Raw genomic sequence first — 15,731 nt, 5'->3', positions numbered from 1 at the left:
CCTGGTGTCCGGGCCCGCTCCGCCGTTTCTCGGGCACCGGTCGGCCCGTGCCCGGCCCTCCCGGCCGGGCGGACGACCTGTGCCGTATCCGGCGCCGCCGGTCGGCGCCGATGAAAGGATTGGCAGCGTGACGACGTTCGTTGACCGGGTCGTACTGCACCTGCAGGCCGGGGACGGCGGGCACGGTTGCGTCTCGATCCATCGGGAGAAGTTCAAGCCGTTCGGCGGGCCGGACGGCGGCAACGGCGGGCACGGCGGCAGCGTGTCCCTGGTGGTCGACCCCCAGGTGCACACCCTGCTCGACTTCCACTTCCGGCCGCACGTCAAGGCCGAGAACGGCAAGGGCGGCGCCGGCTCCAACCGGGACGGTGCCAACGGGCAGGACCTGGTGCTCAAGGTCCCGGACGGGACGGTCGTGCACGCCGTGGACGGCACGGTGCTGGCCGACCTGGTCGGCGCCGGCACCACCTTCGAGGTGGCCCGGGGCGGCCGGGGTGGCCGGGGCAACGCCTCGCTGGCCAACGCCCGGCGCAGGGCGCCCGGCTTCGCCGAACTGGGCGAGCCGGGGGACCAGCTCGACGTCGTACTCGAACTCAAGAGCGTGGCCGACGTCGGCCTGGTGGGCTTCCCGTCGGCCGGCAAGTCCTCGCTGATCTCGGTGCTCTCGGCGGCCAAGCCGAAGATCGCCGACTACCCGTTCACCACGCTGGTGCCGAACCTCGGCGTGGTCCGGGTCGACGAGCACACCTTCACCGTCGCCGACGTGCCGGGCCTGATCCCCGGGGCGGCCACCGGCAAGGGGCTCGGGCTGGAGTTCCTCCGGCACATCGAGCGCTGCGCGGTGCTGGTGCACGTGGTGGACGCGGCCAACCCGGAGCCGGGGCGCGATCCGCTGGCCGACATCGATGCCATCGAGGCCGAACTCTCCGAGTACGGCGGGTTGGCCGACCGGCCTCGGCTGGTCGTACTGAACAAGATCGACGTACCGGACGGGCGGGATCTCGCCGAGATCGTCCGGCCCGACATCGAGGCCCGTGGCCTGCGGGTCTTCGAGGTCTCGGCGGTGACCCGGGAGGGGCTGCGCCAGTTGACCTTCGCGCTGGCGGAGTTGGTCGAGCAGTCCCGGGCGGTGGCGCCCGATCTGGAGCCGACCCGGATCGTGCTCCGGCCGGTCGCGGTCGACGACGCCGGCTTCACGATCGAGGCGGCGCCGGACGGCGCGTACGTGGTGCGCGGGCAGCGGCCGGAACGCTGGGTCAAGCAGACCAACTTCGACAACGAGGAGGCGGTCGGCTACCTGGCCGACCGGCTGGCCCGGCTGGGCGTCGAGGAGCAACTCGGCAAGGCCGGTGCCGAGCCGGGCAGCCTGGTCCGGATCGGCGAGCGGGAGTTCGACTGGCAGCCGACGCTCTACGCCGGCGCCGAGTACGTGCCGAGCGCCCGGGGCACCGACAGCCGGCTGGCCGAGAAGGTGACCCGGCCGACCGCGGCCGAGCGGCTCGCCGCCCGCAAGGCCCGCCGGCAGCGACCGCCAGAGGCCGAGGGGTCGGCGCCGGACGGCACCGTGGACCGGCCGGGCGGCGGTACGGCAGAGGGCGCGGATTAGTTCTCTACGCTCCGTATCGGGGCCACTTGGCCGAAACCTTGTTGAAATGCCCGGTGGTTAGCGTCGATGGTGTGCTGATCGAGTCGCGTGCGTCGTCGGATCCCGAGCTGGCCGCCCTGGTGGTGGCCCAGCAGCGTGAGCTTCGGGAGGCCGACGGCGGTCTGGACGGGCAGGTGTTCATGCCGCACGACGACGCCCGCTACCTGGTGGGTGTGGTCGCCGGCCGGGCGGTCGCCTGCGGCGCGATCCAGGCGCTGGACCGGAACACCGCCGAGGTCAAGCGGATGTACGTGCGGCCGGCGCAGCGGGGCCAGGGCTTCGCCCGGCAGATGCTCGGCGCGCTCGAAGAGCTTGCCCTGCGGGCCGGGTACACCGTGCTGCGCCTGGAGACCGGCAGCTACCTTCCCGGCGCGATCCAGCTCTATCTCTCGTCGGGCTACGTCGAGATCCCGGTCTACGGCGAGTACGTCGACAATGCCTACAGCGTCTGCTTCGAGAAACGCCTGCCGGGTGCGGGATCGGCCACTTCAGGGATGCAGTGGCTTGCCGGTCGGGCCGAGGCCACCGCCTCCCTGACGTAGCGCGATCCTCCCGACGCGGTCGGGCGGCCCTTCAACGAACCTTGCCAACCTCCCTTTGCGGGTCCGTTGTGGCCTCAGGTGGAAGTCGGGCGGACCCGCCGCGCTGTCCAGGTTGACGAAGGTTCAATGGCTGAGTAGGCCGATGGCGCGTTTTGCCCGGTGGACCGTGTCGGCGGCGTTGTCCCGGGCCCGTTCGGCACCGTCGGCGAGTACCCGCCGGACGTAGCCCGGGTCGCGGGCCAGTTCGGCGTAGCGGAGCCGGATCGGCCGGAGCATCGCCTCGACCGCCTCGGCGACGGCGTTCTTGAGCTGGGCGTACGACCGGTAGTCGGCGGCCAGAGCCGCGGATGAGCCGCCCAGGCAGGACGCCAGGATCTCCAGCAGGTTCGCCACGCCGGGCCGGTGCCGCGGGTCGTACCCGACGGTCCGGCTCGGGTCGGTCACCGCACGCAGCACCTTGCGGCGGATCACCTCGGGCGGATCGAGCAGGAAGATCGTGCCAGCCCCGCTGGCACTGGTCTTGCCCATCTTCGCGGTCGGATCGGCCAGGTCCATCACCCGGGCCGACACCGCCGGATGGACCGCCCGGGGCACGGTGAAGGTGTCGCCGTACCGGGCGTTGAACCGGGTCGCCACGGTCCGGGTGAGTTCGAGGTGCTGGCGCTGGTCGTCACCGACCGGCACCTCCTGCACGTCGTGCAGCAGGATGTCGGCGGCCATCAGCACCGGATAGCTGAGCAGGCTCAGCCGTACCTGCCGGTGCTGCGCCGACTTCTCCCGGAACTGGATCATCCGCTGCACCTCGCCGTAGCCGGTGGCGGACTCCAGCAGGTAGTGCAACTCGGTGTGCTGCGGCACCTGTGACTGCACGTAGAGCAGCGCCCGGTCCGGGTCGAGGCCGGCGGCGAGCAGCACGGTGGCCTGTTCCAGGGTGAGCGCCCGGATCTGCGCCGGCTGGTGGGTCACGGTGAGCGCGTGCAGGTCGGCGAGGAAGACGATCGTCTCCGCCCGGTACTGGCCGGCGACGATAGGCCGGATCGCACCGACCAGGTTGCCCAGGTGCAGGTGACCGGTCGGCTTGAGGCCGGTGATCCGGCGTACCGCCGGGGTGTTCGGGGCGAGCGCGGTGGCTGCCGGAAGTGGCGAGGTCGGGGCCATGGGGTGCTCCTTACCGGGTTGGTCGCCGCCCCCGGGTGAGCACATGCGAAACGGCCGCCCGGAGGGCGGCCGCTGGCTGTTGTTCGGGTACGCGGATGCGTGGGCCGCCCGTCAGGGCAGCCACCAACCGTTCGAGGTCATCCGCACACCTCCACGGTAGCAGGGACCGGGACCGCCCGGCGGCTCCCGGCGACCGGTCGGGGACGGCCGTCGTCCGCCGCCACCGACCGGTCGCCAGAACCGTGATCATTCGGGTCAGCCGGTCGGCACCACACCGACGTTGAGTTCGGCGACCGAGGTCCACCGGTTGCCGCTGACCTCACCGAGGGCGCGGAGCCGGATGTACCGGCCGCTGGCCGGCGGGATCGTCACCGTCTGTTCCGCCGCGCTGTTCGGGAAGGTGCCGGTGGCCACCGGCGTGCCCCAACTGCTCCGGCTGTTCGAGACGTACACCTCGTAGCCGGTGATCCGGCCGGCGGTGTTCGAGCCCTGCCGGGGCAGGTAGTACAGCCGGTTGACCGTCCGGGCACTGCCCAGGTCGAGGTCGATCCAGTGCGGGTGGGACGAGTTCGACAGCAGTCGCCGGGTGTGCCAGATCGACGATGTGTTGCCGTCCCGTACGTTGGTCGCCCGGCCGTTGACCAGCAGCGTCTCCTGGCTGTCCGCCCCGGCCACGGTCCACGCCGACTGCGGCAGCCGGACGCTGCCGGACTGCGGGTTGTAGCTGGCGGTGTAGCTGGTCGGGCTGGTCGGGGCGGTGATCACGTGGGTCTGCGCCCCACCGTCGGACCAGGAGCCGAAGACGTACGGCACGCCGCCGAGGGTCTGCGGGGTGACCGCGCTGACGGTGTTGCTCGACCCCTGGATGACGGTACGGGTGAACGGCGCCGCCTGTGCGGTCGCGCCGAACACCAGTTGCAGACCGGCCGGGCTGGAGTTGAAGGTCAGGTCGACGGTCTTCGGGTCGAGCCGCACGCTGGTGCTGTGCGACAGCCCGCCGCTGTCCGTGGCGGTCAGCACCAGCTCCAGATAGGACGGATACTCGTGGTCCGGCCCGAGCATACTGCCGCTGGTGCCGGTGAAGTCCTGCAACGTGTGGATGTGGCAGTTGTCCAGCGTGTAGCAGTGGTGCAGCAACATCCGCCAGTGCAGCGCGCTGGCCGGCAGGGTGCCCTGGTCGGGGTCGGTCGCGTGCCCGGTGAAGCTGATCGGGTCGTTGACCGCCCAGGTGAAGGCGCTGCCCGGGGTGTCGATCACCGCGGTCGGCATGCTGTTGCCGGTCTGGATCGGCACCGTCTGGGTGCCGGCGGCGTTCAGCGTGTCGTAGACGGTGAGCCGGGCGGTGTACGGGCCGCCGGCCGGGTAGGTGTGCGAGGCCGTCGGCGTGGTGGCGTCGACGGTGCCGTCGTTGGTGAAGTCCCACTCGTAGCGCAGCCGGCCCTCGTCGGCCGGGTCGGCGTCGGAGGAGCCGGTGCCGTCGAAGTTCACCGTCAGCGGTGCGGTCCCGGAGGTGGGTGAGGCGGCGATCGACGCGACCGGCGGCTGGTTGCCGGGGAAGTACCGGATCCGACGCACCGAACCGGCGTGGTCGACGTAGTAGAGGTCGCCGCCCGGCCCCATGGCCAGGTCGACCGGGTTCGCCGCGGCGCTGCCGAAGGTACGCCGGTTGGTCGCCACCGGCAGCCCGCCGGGTGCGGCGGGCATCATCGCCCAGATGCAGTCCCGGGAGTAGTCGGAGAAGAAGAGCGCGCCCGCGTACTCGGCCGGGTAGCTGCCGCCGGCAGCCGGATAGAAGGTGGCACCGGAGACCGAGGAACCGCCGGTCGGGCAGGCCTCCCCGGCCACCACCCGGGCCGCGTGGTCGTACGTGTAGAACGGTGCCGTCTGCCCGGCACCGCTGTAGAGGCTCTCGCACATGTCGAGGTTGGCGCTGTCGTAGCCGCTCTGCCGGCCGGCGCCCTCGAAGCACGGCCAGCCGAAGTTGGCCACCCCGGCGGTCGGGTCGACCACCCGGTTGACCTCCTCCCACCGGGTCCAGCCCACGTCGCCGAGCCACACCTCGTTGGTGCCGGGCCGGATGGTGAACCGGAACGGGTTGCGCAGTCCCTGTGCGACGATCCGCCGGATGTTCGGGTCGGGGCTGGCTGCCGACGGGTTGCCGGACGCGGCGGCGCCGGTCAGCGGGTCGAGCCGGAGTACCGTGCCGTCCAGGCTGGTCGGGTCGGCGGTGGTCCGGGAGTCCTGGGAGCGCAGCGCGCCGCCCTCGGCGGTCGGCGCGGACATCGTGCCGCCGGGCGGGTCGGCGCAGGGGTTCGGCGGGTTGCCGAGCTGGCCGTAGTCGACCAGGTCGTAGCTGGCTCCGTCCCCGGCGGTGGCGTAGAGCATGCCGTCGGCACCGAACCGCAGGTCACCGGTGGCGTGGCTGGCGTACTGCTGGCACCAGTCGTCGATGAACACCTGCTCGGTGCCGGTCATCGTGTTGCCGGCGGCGGTCAGCCGGGAGAGCCGGCCGGTGACGATGCACCGCCCGCCGTTGGTGCCGCCGACCGAGGCGCAGTTGTCGTTCCAGTACGGAGCGGTCTGCCCCGGCGGGGCGTCGTAGGCGTAGAGCACGTAGACGTACGGCTGGGTGGGGAAGCCCGGGTGCAGGGCCAACCCGAGCAGCCCTCGGTCGTGCTGGTTGTGCACGTTCGCCGAGAGGTCGGCGAAGACGGTCGCGGTGGTGTCGGCGAGGTCGTCGTACACCTTGATCCGGCCGCCCTTCTCGGCGACGAAGATCCGCCCGTCCGGGGCGAACTCGATGTTGGTCGGCTGGTTCAGACCGGTGAAGACGATCTGCTCCTGGAAGCCGGTCGGCAGCACCACCGCGGCGGCGGGTGCCGTACCGGAGATGGGTGCGGCCAGGGCGGCGACCAGCGCGACCGCGACTCCTGTCCGCAGCAGGCGGGCGACCGGTGACGGTCGTGCGGAAGATGGCATTCGTTCCCCTAACTTGGCGCAGCTCCAAGCAGTGCACGGTGCGACCTTCGCGCCCCGCCGCGAAGAACCCGAGCGCGGCCGGTGCGGGACCGGTGCACAAAGGACCTGTCACGCTAGGGGTAGGGGCGGAGCGCGGCAGCCCGGTCCCGCCCGGAGTGAGCAATTCGTGATTACGGGCTAACGGTACGTCACCTGATGTTTGGGGATGATGCCGTCCGGACCACGACGCACCGCCTCGGCGGATCATCGGAGAGTGTCCGGCCGGTCGGGCGAGGAGAATCACCCGACCGGCCCGCCTACACCGTCCACACCGGTCCCCGCCGGGGCGGGGTGCGGTGTGGACGGGTCAGCCCTTGACGGTCAGCAGGGGCCGCAGCTCCGCCACCGGCTCGGCCACCCCGGCCCGGCGCAGGCTCCGCACCACCGGGCCCACCTCCTTGTACGCCCACGGCGCCTCCTGCTTGAGGTCCCGACGCCAGGCGTCGACGATGTCCCGCCGCGCGGCGACCGCCGGATCCCGGTGGTCGACCGGGGTGACCACCCGGAACTCCCGCAGGAAGGCGTCCAGTTCGGCGTCGCCGCCCCGGGACGCCGCGCCCCGCGGGATGCTCCGACCGGCACCGTGGCAGGCACTGGCCAGCGCCCGCGCACTGCCCAGCCCCCGGAGCAGGTAGCTCGGCGCACCCATCGAGCCCGGCACGATCACCGGCTCGCCGTACAGGTCGGTCGGGCGCTGGCCGGCACCGCCCGCTCCGGCGGCCGGGGTGGCGCCCTTGCGGTGCAGTACCGTGCCGTCCGGCTCCGGCCACAGCAGGTTGTGCGGTGCGTCGTAGACCAGCCGGGACCGCAGCTCACCGGCGACCTCGGCCAGCCCGGCCCGGAGCATCAGGGCCAGGAAGAACCGGTTGCCGAGCGCGAAGTTCGCCGCGTTGCCGAAGGCGGTCAGATAGCGCTGCCGGGCCGGTGCGGTGCGCTCGTCCAGCGAGATCGGCAGGATCCGGTTCCGGGGCAGCGGCACCGCGTGTGGCCAGGCGGCCCGGGCCAGGTCCCGCCCGGTGGCGTTGGCCTGGTGGCCGAGCGAGAGCGAGCCACTGTGCACCATCAGCACCACCTGGCCCGGGGCCAGCCCCCAGGCGTACGCGGTGGCGCCGTCCCGGACGTCCGACACGTACTGCAACTCGGCGAAGTGGTTGCCGCCACCGACGCTGCCGATGATGCTGTCGTAGCTGGTCCCGCCGCCGCTGGTGATCCAGTCCCGGAAGTCCTCGGCGGAGTCGACCGGGAAACCGGCGGCGTGCAGCCGACCGTCGAGGCCGGCGAGATCGTCCGGCCCGACCTGCCGCCAGGCGCCCACCGGGTCGGCCGGTACGCCGTCGGCGAGCAGCCCGGGCAGCCCCTCGCGGAGCAGCCCCTCGCGCTGCCCGGGGGTCAGCCCGATCCGGCGGCCACCGGCGAAGAACAGGTGCCGCAGCCGGCGTTCGAGCCGGTCGAGGTGCGGGCGGAGTTGGTCGACGGTGAGCGAGGTCGCCTCGACCCGCATTCCGCAGTTGACGTCGTTGCCGACCGCCTGCGGGATCAGCGCGCCGACCGTGCGCAGTACGGTGCCGATCGGGATGCCGGCACCCTTGTGGAAGTCCGGGGTGCAGACGACCCGCTCGACCCGGGGCTCGGGGTCCAGCCCCGGAACGGCCCGGGCCAGCGTATTCAGGGTGTCGGCGGTTTCCAGCACGGTGAGCAGTTCGTCGACCGCCACCGGTTCGACAGGTACGTCCGGCCCGGCGCAGATCTCGACCGGGACGTCGTACGGGTTGGGCAGGCGCAGCCAGGAGTCGTCGACCCTGACCAGGCGTGGATCATGTCGGTTCGCCGCTGATATCGGCACGTGCAGAGACCTTTCGCAGGCTGCGGTGAGTGAACCTTTTTCCACCTCCCCTTGCGGTCTGGCGGACCGCGAGGTCGGGCGCGGTGCGTGTGCGCCGCCCGGTTCAGGTCGAAAAAGGTTCAGTGGGTACGAGCCATCGGCACGCGGTCGTACGCGTGCGGGCTGGGCGGGGTGGTCCCGCGTTCTCCGGTTGTGGTGCTCGACGGTTCAGCAGCCGCGAGGTCAGGATCAGGCTAGGACCCGGCCGGTCGGGCGGCAATCGAGTTGCCCCGGCGCCCGACGGCGGGTCCGCCGCCCGTGCGTACCTAGTCGAGGTCGAACTCGCCGTCCTGGGCGCCGGCCACGAAGGCGTCCCACTCGGCCTGGGTGAAGACCAGCACCGGACCGTCCGGTTCGGCGGAGTTGCGCATGCCGATCAGATCGTCGACGAACGCGATCTCGACCGAGCCCTCGGAGTCGTCGCCCTCGGCACGCTGCCACACGGCGCGCGACAGGTCGAAATCGCCCTTGGGGTGCTGCGCCATCGTCGGTTCCTCCATCGGTGAATCTGCCCGGGACCGAACCGTCCACGGACCCATCGTGCAGGATAAGCGGATGCCGAGCCTGACCCGGGTAGCGGCGGCGGAACGCGCCGCCCTGCTCACCGTCGAGTCGTACGACATCGAACTGGATCTCACCGGGCCGGCGGAGCGGTTCCGGGCGACCAGCACGGTCCGGTTCCGCGCGGCCACTCCGGGGGCCGGCACGTTCGTCGAGGTCAGACCGGCCCGACTGCTCGGGGTACGACACAACGGTGCCGCACTGGATCCGGCCGCGCTGGAGGACAACCAGTTTCCGCTGACCGGGCTGGCCGCCGAGAACACCCTGGTGGTCGAGGCGGAGATGGCGTACTCGAACAGCGGGGAGGGGCTGCACCGGTTCGTCGACCCGGCCGACGGTGAGACGTATCTCTACGCGATGTCGGGGATGGACAACGCCCAGCGGATCTTCGCCTGTTTCGACCAGCCGGACCTGAAGGCGCCGGTGACCCTGACCGTCGTCGCGCCGCCGGAGTGGACCGTTGCCGGCAACGGGCGGCTCGGCACCGGGCCGGTCTCCGGACGGTGGGTGTTCGCCCCGACCCCGCCGCTGGCCACCTACTTCGTGACGCTGGTCGCCGGGCCGTACTCGGTGCGCCGGGCCGAGCACGACGGGATCCCGCTCGGTCTCTACTGCCGGCGGTCGCTCACCGAGCATCTCGACCGGGACACCGAGGAGATCCTCACGGTCACCCGGCAGTGCCTGGACCGGCTGCACCGGCTCTTCGGGGTGCGCTACCCGTTCGACAAGTACGACCAGGCGTTCGTGCCGGAGTTCAACATGGGTGCGATGGAGAACCCGGGCCTGGTCACCCTGCGGGACGAGTACCTGCCCCGGTCGGCGGTGACCGACGCCGAGCGGGAGCGCCGGGCGAACGTCATCGCGCACGAGATGTCGCACATGTGGTTCGGCGACCTGGTCACCCTGCGCTGGTGGGACGACCTGTGGCTGAACGAGTCGTTCGCCGAGTACTTCGGCACCCGGGTCACCGCCGAGGCGACCCGTTTCGACCGGGCGTGGATCACCTTCGCGCTGCACCGCAAGGCCTGGGGGTACGCCGCCGACCAGCGGCCCTCCACCCATCCGGTCGCGCCGGCCGAGGTGGTCGACGCCGCCGAGGCGCTGGCGAACCTCGACGGCATCTCGTACGCCAAGGGCGCCTCGGTGCTCCGCCAACTCGTGGCCTGGCTCGGCGACGACGCGTTCCTGGCCGGGCTGCGGGAATACTTCGCCGCACACCGGTTCGGCAACGCCACCCTCGCCGACCTGCTCGCGGCGCTCGCCACCAGCAGCGGTCGCGACCTGACCGGATGGGCGCAGGTGTGGCTGCGCCAGCCGCGGCTCAACACCGTGCGCACCGAGGTACGGCTGCGCGACGACGGGCACTACGCCGAGGTGGCCCTGGTGCAGAGCGCCCCGCCGGAGCATCCGGTGCTGCGCCCGCACCGCATCGACGTCGGGCTCTACGACACCGAGCCGGCCGGCGAGGGGATCGCGCTGCGGTTGCGGAACCGGATCGGGGTGGACCTCGACCCGGCGGTGGACGGCGGTCGGACAGTGCTCGGCGGGCTGACCGGTCAGCCTGCGGCCCGGCTGCTGCTGCCCAACGACGGCGACCTGACCTTCGCCAAGGTACGCCTGGACGCCGGCTCGGTCGCCGCCGTGCCGGCGGCCCTGCCCGAACTGGCCGATCCGCTGGCCCGGGCACTGCTCTGGGCGGAGGCGCTGGACGCGGTGACCGACGGGGAACGGCCGGTCGCCGACCTGGTGGCGCTGGTGGTGGCCGCCCTGCCGGCCGAGACCGAGGTGGCCGTGGTGCAGGACGTACTGGCCCGGGCCCGCAACCTGCTCGACCGCTATCTCGACCCGCAGGTCCGGCCGGCCGCCCTGGAGCAGCTCGCCGGGGCCTGCGCCCGGCTGCTCGCGGTGGCGCCGCCCGGCGGGTCGGGCCAGCTCGCGGCGGCACGCGGCTGGATCTCCTCGACCGTCGACACCGCCCGGCTGGCCGGCTGGCTGGCCGGCAGGGACGTACCCGACGGGCTCGCGGTCGACGCCGAGCTGCGCTGGGCGGTACTGCGCCGGCTGGCCGTGCTCGGCGCGGCGGGCGAGCCGGAGATCGCCGCCGAGCAGGCCGCGGACCGCAGCGCCAGCGGGGCGGAGTGGGCCGCGACCTGTCGGGCGGCGCTGCCGGACCCGGCCGCCAAGGAGCACGCCTGGCGGCTGCTCGTCGGCGAGACGAGTCTGTCGAACCGGCTGCTGGAGGCGACCGCGCGCGGCTTCTGGCAGCCGGAGCAGGCCGGACTGACCGACTCCTATGTGGAGCGGTACTTCGCCGAGATGCCCGCGGCAGCGCGGCGGCGTACCCCCTGGGTGGCCGACCGGGTGGCCGGGCTGGGTTATCCGCGGTACGCCGTCTCGGCACGGACCCGGGAACTGGCGGCGGCGCTGCTCGCCCGGGACGACCTGCCGCCCGGGCTGCGCCGGGTGGTCGTCGACGAGGACGACGACCTGCGTCGGGCGCTCGCCGTGCGGCGGTGAGTACCGGCCCGCCTGCCCACCGGCCCGCCTGCCCACCGGCCCGCCTGCCCACCGGCCCGCCCGCTCGGCAGATCGGCCGGAAAGTGCGATCTGGCTCATGCTCCCCGGAACGGGCGGCGGGTCCGGGCCTACGATCAAGTCGTGGAGGCAGACATCCGGCGGATAGGGATCATGGGAGGCACTTTCGACCCGATCCACCACGGGCACCTGGTGGCCGCGAGCGAGGTGGCCGACCGGTTCGAGTTGGACGAGGTGGTCTTCGTGCCCACCGGCCAGCCGTGGCAGAAGGCCGACGAGCCGGTCAGCTCGGCCGAGGACCGCTACCTGATGACCGTGATCGCGACCGCCTCGAACCCGCGGTTCCAGGTGAGCCGGGCCGACATCGACCGGGGCGGCCCGACCTACACCGTCGACACCCTGCGCGACCTGCACTCCGAGTACGGCCCGAAGGTGCAGCTCTTCTTCATCACCGGCGCCGACGCGCTGGAGAAGATCCTCTCCTGGAAGGATCTCGACCAGATGTTCGAGTTGGCCCACTTCATCGGGGTCACCCGGCCCGGCTTCGTCCTCTCCGACGCCCACCTGCCGGCCGACACGGTCAGCCTGGTCGAGGTGCCCGCGATGGCCATCTCCTCGACCGACTGCCGTGCCCGGGTGGCCGCCGGTGGGCCACTCTGGTATCTCGTCCCCGACGGTGTGGTGCAGTACATCGCCAAACGGGGGCTCTACCGGGGGTGATTCCGCCCGGTTTCATGCTCATCGTTCGTTAACCGCCGGGCCGTACGGTGCCACCGTGTGAGAGGCTAGGAGGGTCCGACGGTTGATCGAAGGAGAATGGTGACAGCTTCCGACCGCGCCCGTGAGCTGGCAACGGTTGCCGCGCAGGCCGCAGCCGACAAGAAGGCGCAGGACATCGTCATCATCGACGTGGCGGACCAGTTGGTGATCACCGACGCGTTCCTGCTCGCCTCCGCGCCCAACGAGCGGCAGGTGACCGCGATCGTGGACGCGATCGAGGAGGCGCTGGTCGGTCTGCCCGAGAAGGCCAAGCCGGTCCGCCGCGAGGGCGAGCGGGCGGGCCGCTGGGTGCTGCTCGACTACGTCGACCTGGTGGTGCACGTCCAGCACACCGAGGAGCGCGAGTTCTACGCGCTCGACCGGCTGTGGAAGGACTGCCCGACGATCCCGTTCGTCGACCGGGACCTGGTGGAGGCCGAGGCGGGCATCGCCGAATGACCCGGCTGATCGTCTGGCGGCACGGCAACACCGACTGGAATGCCGCCAACCGGGTGCAGGGACAGCTCGACATACCGCTGAACGACCTCGGCCGCGAGCAGGCCGCCGAGGCCGCGCCGCTGCTTTCCGCGCTGCGTCCGGACGCGATCGTCGCCAGCGACCTGCGTCGGGCGGCCGACACCGCCGCCGCGCTGGCGGCGCTGACCGGCCTGCCGGTCCGCACCGACGCCCGGCTGCGGGAGCGGTTCTACGGGCAGTGGCAGGGGCTGCTGATGACCGAGGTGGCGCAGCGGTTCCCCGCCGAGTACGCCCGCTGGCGGACCGGTGACCCGGATCCCGGCAGCGAGGTGGAGAGCCTCGACGACCTCGGCAAGCGGATCGGCACGGCGTTGCAGGAGGCCGCCGACGCGGTACCGGGCGGCACGATAGTGATCGCCACGCACGGCGGTGGCGCCCGACAGGGCTGCGGCTACCTGCTCGGCTGGGACTCGACCGTGCTCCGGTCGGTCGGCTCGCTGAACAACTGCCACTGGACCGAGTTGCGGCACGACGAGGTACGCGGCTGGCAGTTGCGCGGGCACAACGTCGGCCTGGTCGCCCACGGCCCCGCACCGGCGGCCGTCTGAGCCGTTCCGGTCGGCCGCCTGCTGCGGCGCGGCCTGCCCGGGGTCCGGCGGTACCTGCCGTCCGTCGGCGGGGTTCTGCTGCCCGGGTCGCCGTTCGGTGGCCGGCCGGTCGTCCTGCCGTCGGTGATCGGCTAACGTGCCGGAATGCCTGTCGCGGTTGTCACCGACTCCACCGCCTACCTGCCGGCCGAGCTGGCCGAGCGGCATCCGCTCACCATCGTGCCGCTGATCGTCGTGCTGGACGGGACGCAGGGTCGGGAGGGCATCGACGTCGGGCCGGCGGACGCGGCCCAGGCGCTGAGCGCCCGGCGGTTCGCGATGAGCACGTCCCGGCCGGCGCCGGAGGAGTTCGTCGAGACGTACCGCCGGCTGCTGGCCGAGGGGGCCGACAGCGTCGTCTCGGTACACCTGTCGGCCGAACTCTCCGGAACGGTGGAGGCGGCCCGGCTGGCCGCCGCCGAGCTGGGTCCCCGGGTCGGCGTGGTCGACGCCCGGTCGACCGGGATGGGCCTCGGCTTCCCGGCGCTCGCCGCCGCCGAGGCCGCCGCCCGGGGTGCGGGCCTGACCGAGGTACGCCGGGCGGCGCTGGACGCCATCGCCCGGACCAGCGCCTTCTTCTACGTCGACACCCTGGAGTTCCTCCGGCGTGGCGGCCGGATCAACGCTGCCGAGGCGTTGCTCGGCACCGCCCTGTCGGTGAAGCCGATCCTGCACATGGCCGACGGCGGCATCGTGCTGCGGGACCGGGTCCGCACCGCCGGACGGGGGCTGGCCCGGCTGGTCGACCTCGCCGTGGACGCGGCCGGTCCGGGTGAGGTCGAGGTGGCGCTGCACCATCTCGCCGTACCCGCTCGGGCGACCGACCTGGCGGCGAAGTTGGGCTCACGCCTCGGTGACCGGCTCCGGGCCACGTACGTCACGGAGGCCGGAGCGGTGATCGCCACGCATGCCGGGCCGGGACTGGTCTGCGTCGTGGTGCACCGTCGGTAGGGTGATGTCTCCGGCGTCCCGTCCTGCTGGCTCTCCCCGCGTTGGTGGATCTCCACGCCCTGCTCGGTCCCTCTGCCCTGCTTGACCTTGCCCCGCTTGATCCGTCCGCGCTGCTTGATCCGTCCGCCCCGCTTGATCCGTCCGCGTCCGTTGATCGTCGCGCGTGGCTGGGAAGGTGGCTTCTCGTCCGGTAGGCGTTGACTCAGGTCGATTTGGATGGTCCTATTGGACAGTAAACCTTCCTAAGAGTTGCGGTCGTCCATCACCACCGGCCCCCGCGAGCAGGAGGAGCACCGTGTCCAGATCCCGTCCCCGCCCCAGAACACTCCGGACGATCGCCGCCGGGCTACTGCTGTCGACCGTCGCGATCGTCCCGTACGCCGGGCCCGGCGCCGCCGCACCGGCAACCGCGTCGGCCGGACAGCCCGGCGCCGAGGTGCGGATCGCGGCGCCGCCCACCTTCACCCACCCCGGCGTACTGGTCAGCCGGCCACAGCTCGACTTCGTCCGTGCCCGGGTGACCGCCGGAGCGCAGCCCTGGAAGGGCGCCTACGACCAGATGATGGCCAGCGGCTTCGCCTCGCTGACCCGTACCCCGAAGCCCCGGGCGGTCGTCGAGTGCGGCTCGTACTCCAACCCCAACAACGGCTGCACCGACGAGCGGCAGGACGCGCTGGCCGCGTACAGCCTGGCGCTGGCCTGGTACGTCACCCAGGACAGCCGGTACGCGGAGAAGGCCATCCAGATCATGGACGCCTGGTCGGCGACGATCCGGGACCACACCAACAGCAACGCACCGTTGCAGACCGCCTGGGCCGGGTCGAGCTGGCCCCGGGCCGCCGAGATCATCCGGTACACCTACGGCGGTTGGTCCTCGGCCGGCGTCAGCCGGTTCGGCACCATGCTGCGCGACGTCTACCTGCCCGAGATTATTAACGGCAACGCGACCAGCAACGGCAACTGGGAACTGAGCATGATGGAGGCGTCGCTCGGGATCGCGGTCTTCCTTGAGGACCGGGCCGCCTACGACCGGGCGGTCGGCAAGTTCCGCGACCGGTTGCCGGCCTTCCTCTACCTGACCAGCGACGGGGCGTACCCGCGCGGCCCGGTCGGCAGCGGCATCGACACCCGGGCCGAGGTCGTCTCGTACTGGCATGACCAGCAGGTCTTCTCCGACGGGCTCTCCCAGGAGACCTGCCGCGACTTCACCCACACCGGGTACGGCATCTCGGCCATCTCGCACGTCGCCGAGACGCTCCGGCACCAGGGGCAGGACATCTACCCGGAGATCCAGGACCGGTTGCGGCACGCGCTCGGCTTCCACGCCAAGTACGAACTGGGCGACGCCGTCCCGTCGACGCTCTGCGGCGGCAGCCTGACCCGGGGGCTCGGCCCGGTCACCGAGGTTGCCTTCAACGCCCTGAACAACCGCCGGGGCATCGCGATGACCCGTACCCAGCAGCTCACCGAACGGCAGCGTCCGGCCGGGACGAACTATCTCTTCGTCGCCTGGGAGACCCTGACCCACGCCGGCAACCCCAACTGACCCCGCCGGG

12 protein-coding genes are annotated in these 15,731 nt (G+C 72.1%); 8 read left to right on the top strand and 4 right to left on the bottom strand.

Features of this window, described 5'->3' with window-relative positions:
• Positions 1–127: 127 nt before the first annotated feature.
• Together obgE and R6Y94_RS43765 are read left to right on the top strand one after the other, a co-directional pair.
• Positions 128–1,606 carry a GTPase ObgE gene (obgE, locus tag R6Y94_RS43770; protein ID WP_318398550.1) on the top strand — a complete coding sequence of 493 codons (1,479 nt, stop codon included), beginning with the start codon at positions 128–130 and terminating at the stop codon, positions 1,604–1,606.
• A 71-nt stretch (positions 1,607–1,677) separates the two neighbouring features.
• Positions 1,678–2,187, top strand: coding sequence for a GNAT family N-acetyltransferase (locus R6Y94_RS43765; RefSeq protein WP_318398551.1), 510 nt, complete (start codon positions 1,678–1,680; stop codon positions 2,185–2,187).
• Between the two features lie 123 nt (positions 2,188–2,310).
• On the opposite strand, the gene trpS is transcribed toward R6Y94_RS43765, so the two are convergent.
• The 4 genes from trpS to R6Y94_RS43745 form a co-directional block, all read right to left on the bottom strand.
• Positions 2,311–3,345, bottom strand: coding sequence for a tryptophan--tRNA ligase (gene trpS / locus R6Y94_RS43760; protein ID WP_318398552.1), 1,035 nt, complete (start codon positions 3,343–3,345; stop codon positions 2,311–2,313).
• Positions 3,346–3,600: 255 nt separating this feature from the next.
• Positions 3,601–6,324: a PQQ-dependent sugar dehydrogenase gene (locus tag R6Y94_RS43755; RefSeq protein ID WP_318398553.1), complete on the bottom strand. Its 2,724-nt coding sequence runs from the start codon at positions 6,322–6,324 to the stop codon at positions 3,601–3,603.
• 346 nt (positions 6,325–6,670) lie between these two features.
• A complete protein-coding gene (locus R6Y94_RS43750) occupies positions 6,671–8,206 on the bottom strand; it encodes an RtcB family protein (RefSeq protein WP_318398554.1) in 1,536 nt (511 codons plus the stop codon).
• 305 nt (positions 8,207–8,511) lie between these two features.
• A complete protein-coding gene (locus tag R6Y94_RS43745; protein WP_318398555.1) occupies positions 8,512–8,730 on the bottom strand; it encodes a DUF397 domain-containing protein in 219 nt (72 codons plus the stop codon).
• Between the two features lie 70 nt (positions 8,731–8,800).
• On the opposite strand from R6Y94_RS43745, the gene pepN reads away from it, so the two are divergent.
• From pepN to R6Y94_RS43715, 6 genes are all read left to right on the top strand, one after another.
• Positions 8,801–11,323: an aminopeptidase N gene (pepN, locus tag R6Y94_RS43740; protein ID WP_318398556.1), complete on the top strand. Its 2,523-nt coding sequence runs from the start codon at positions 8,801–8,803 to the stop codon at positions 11,321–11,323.
• Positions 11,324–11,464: 141 nt separating this feature from the next.
• The gene (gene nadD / locus R6Y94_RS43735; protein WP_318398557.1) at positions 11,465–12,061 is read left to right on the top strand and encodes a nicotinate-nucleotide adenylyltransferase; all 597 of its coding nucleotides are present in this window, start codon (positions 11,465–11,467) and stop codon (positions 12,059–12,061) included.
• Positions 12,062–12,160: 99 nt separating this feature from the next.
• The gene (rsfS, locus tag R6Y94_RS43730) at positions 12,161–12,559 is read left to right on the top strand and encodes a ribosome silencing factor (protein WP_318398558.1); all 399 of its coding nucleotides are present in this window, start codon (positions 12,161–12,163) and stop codon (positions 12,557–12,559) included.
• The gene (locus tag R6Y94_RS43725; RefSeq protein WP_318398559.1) at positions 12,556–13,185 is read left to right on the top strand and encodes a histidine phosphatase family protein; all 630 of its coding nucleotides are present in this window, start codon (positions 12,556–12,558) and stop codon (positions 13,183–13,185) included. The genes rsfS and R6Y94_RS43725 overlap by 4 nt, the downstream gene beginning before the upstream one ends.
• A gap of 144 nt (positions 13,186–13,329) precedes the next feature.
• Positions 13,330–14,175 (top strand): DegV family protein, encoded by an 846-nt coding sequence (locus R6Y94_RS43720; protein WP_318398560.1) that lies wholly within the window; start codon positions 13,330–13,332, stop codon positions 14,173–14,175.
• A 295-nt stretch (positions 14,176–14,470) separates the two neighbouring features.
• A complete protein-coding gene (locus tag R6Y94_RS43715) occupies positions 14,471–15,721 on the top strand; it encodes an alginate lyase family protein (RefSeq protein WP_318398561.1) in 1,251 nt (416 codons plus the stop codon).
• The last annotated feature ends 10 nt before the right edge of the window (positions 15,722–15,731 follow it).

The sequence above is a fragment of the Plantactinospora sp. KLBMP9567 genome, from assembly GCF_033446045.1.
In the GTDB taxonomy this organism is placed as follows: Bacteria; Actinomycetota; Actinomycetes; order Mycobacteriales; family Micromonosporaceae; genus Plantactinospora.
Note: the sequence above shows the minus strand (reverse complement) of the source record. Positions and strands in the feature narration are given on the sequence as shown.

Bases quoted from the DNA above. Each gene is read 5' to 3' on its own strand.
- trpS (WP_318398552.1), bottom strand. From the start codon at position 3,345: ATGGCCCCGACCTCGCCACTTCCGGCAGCCACCGCGCTCGCCCCGAAC.
- R6Y94_RS43755 (WP_318398553.1), bottom strand. From the start codon at position 6,324: ATGCCATCTTCCGCACGACCGTCACCGGTCGCCCGCCTGCTGCGGACA.
- R6Y94_RS43745 (WP_318398555.1), bottom strand. From the start codon at position 8,730: ATGGCGCAGCACCCCAAGGGCGATTTCGACCTGTCGCGCGCCGTGTGG.
- pepN (WP_318398556.1), top strand. From the start codon at position 8,801: ATGCCGAGCCTGACCCGGGTAGCGGCGGCGGAACGCGCCGCCCTGCTC.
- R6Y94_RS43725 (WP_318398559.1), top strand. From the start codon at position 12,556: ATGACCCGGCTGATCGTCTGGCGGCACGGCAACACCGACTGGAATGCC.
- R6Y94_RS43720 (WP_318398560.1), top strand. From the start codon at position 13,330: ATGCCTGTCGCGGTTGTCACCGACTCCACCGCCTACCTGCCGGCCGAG.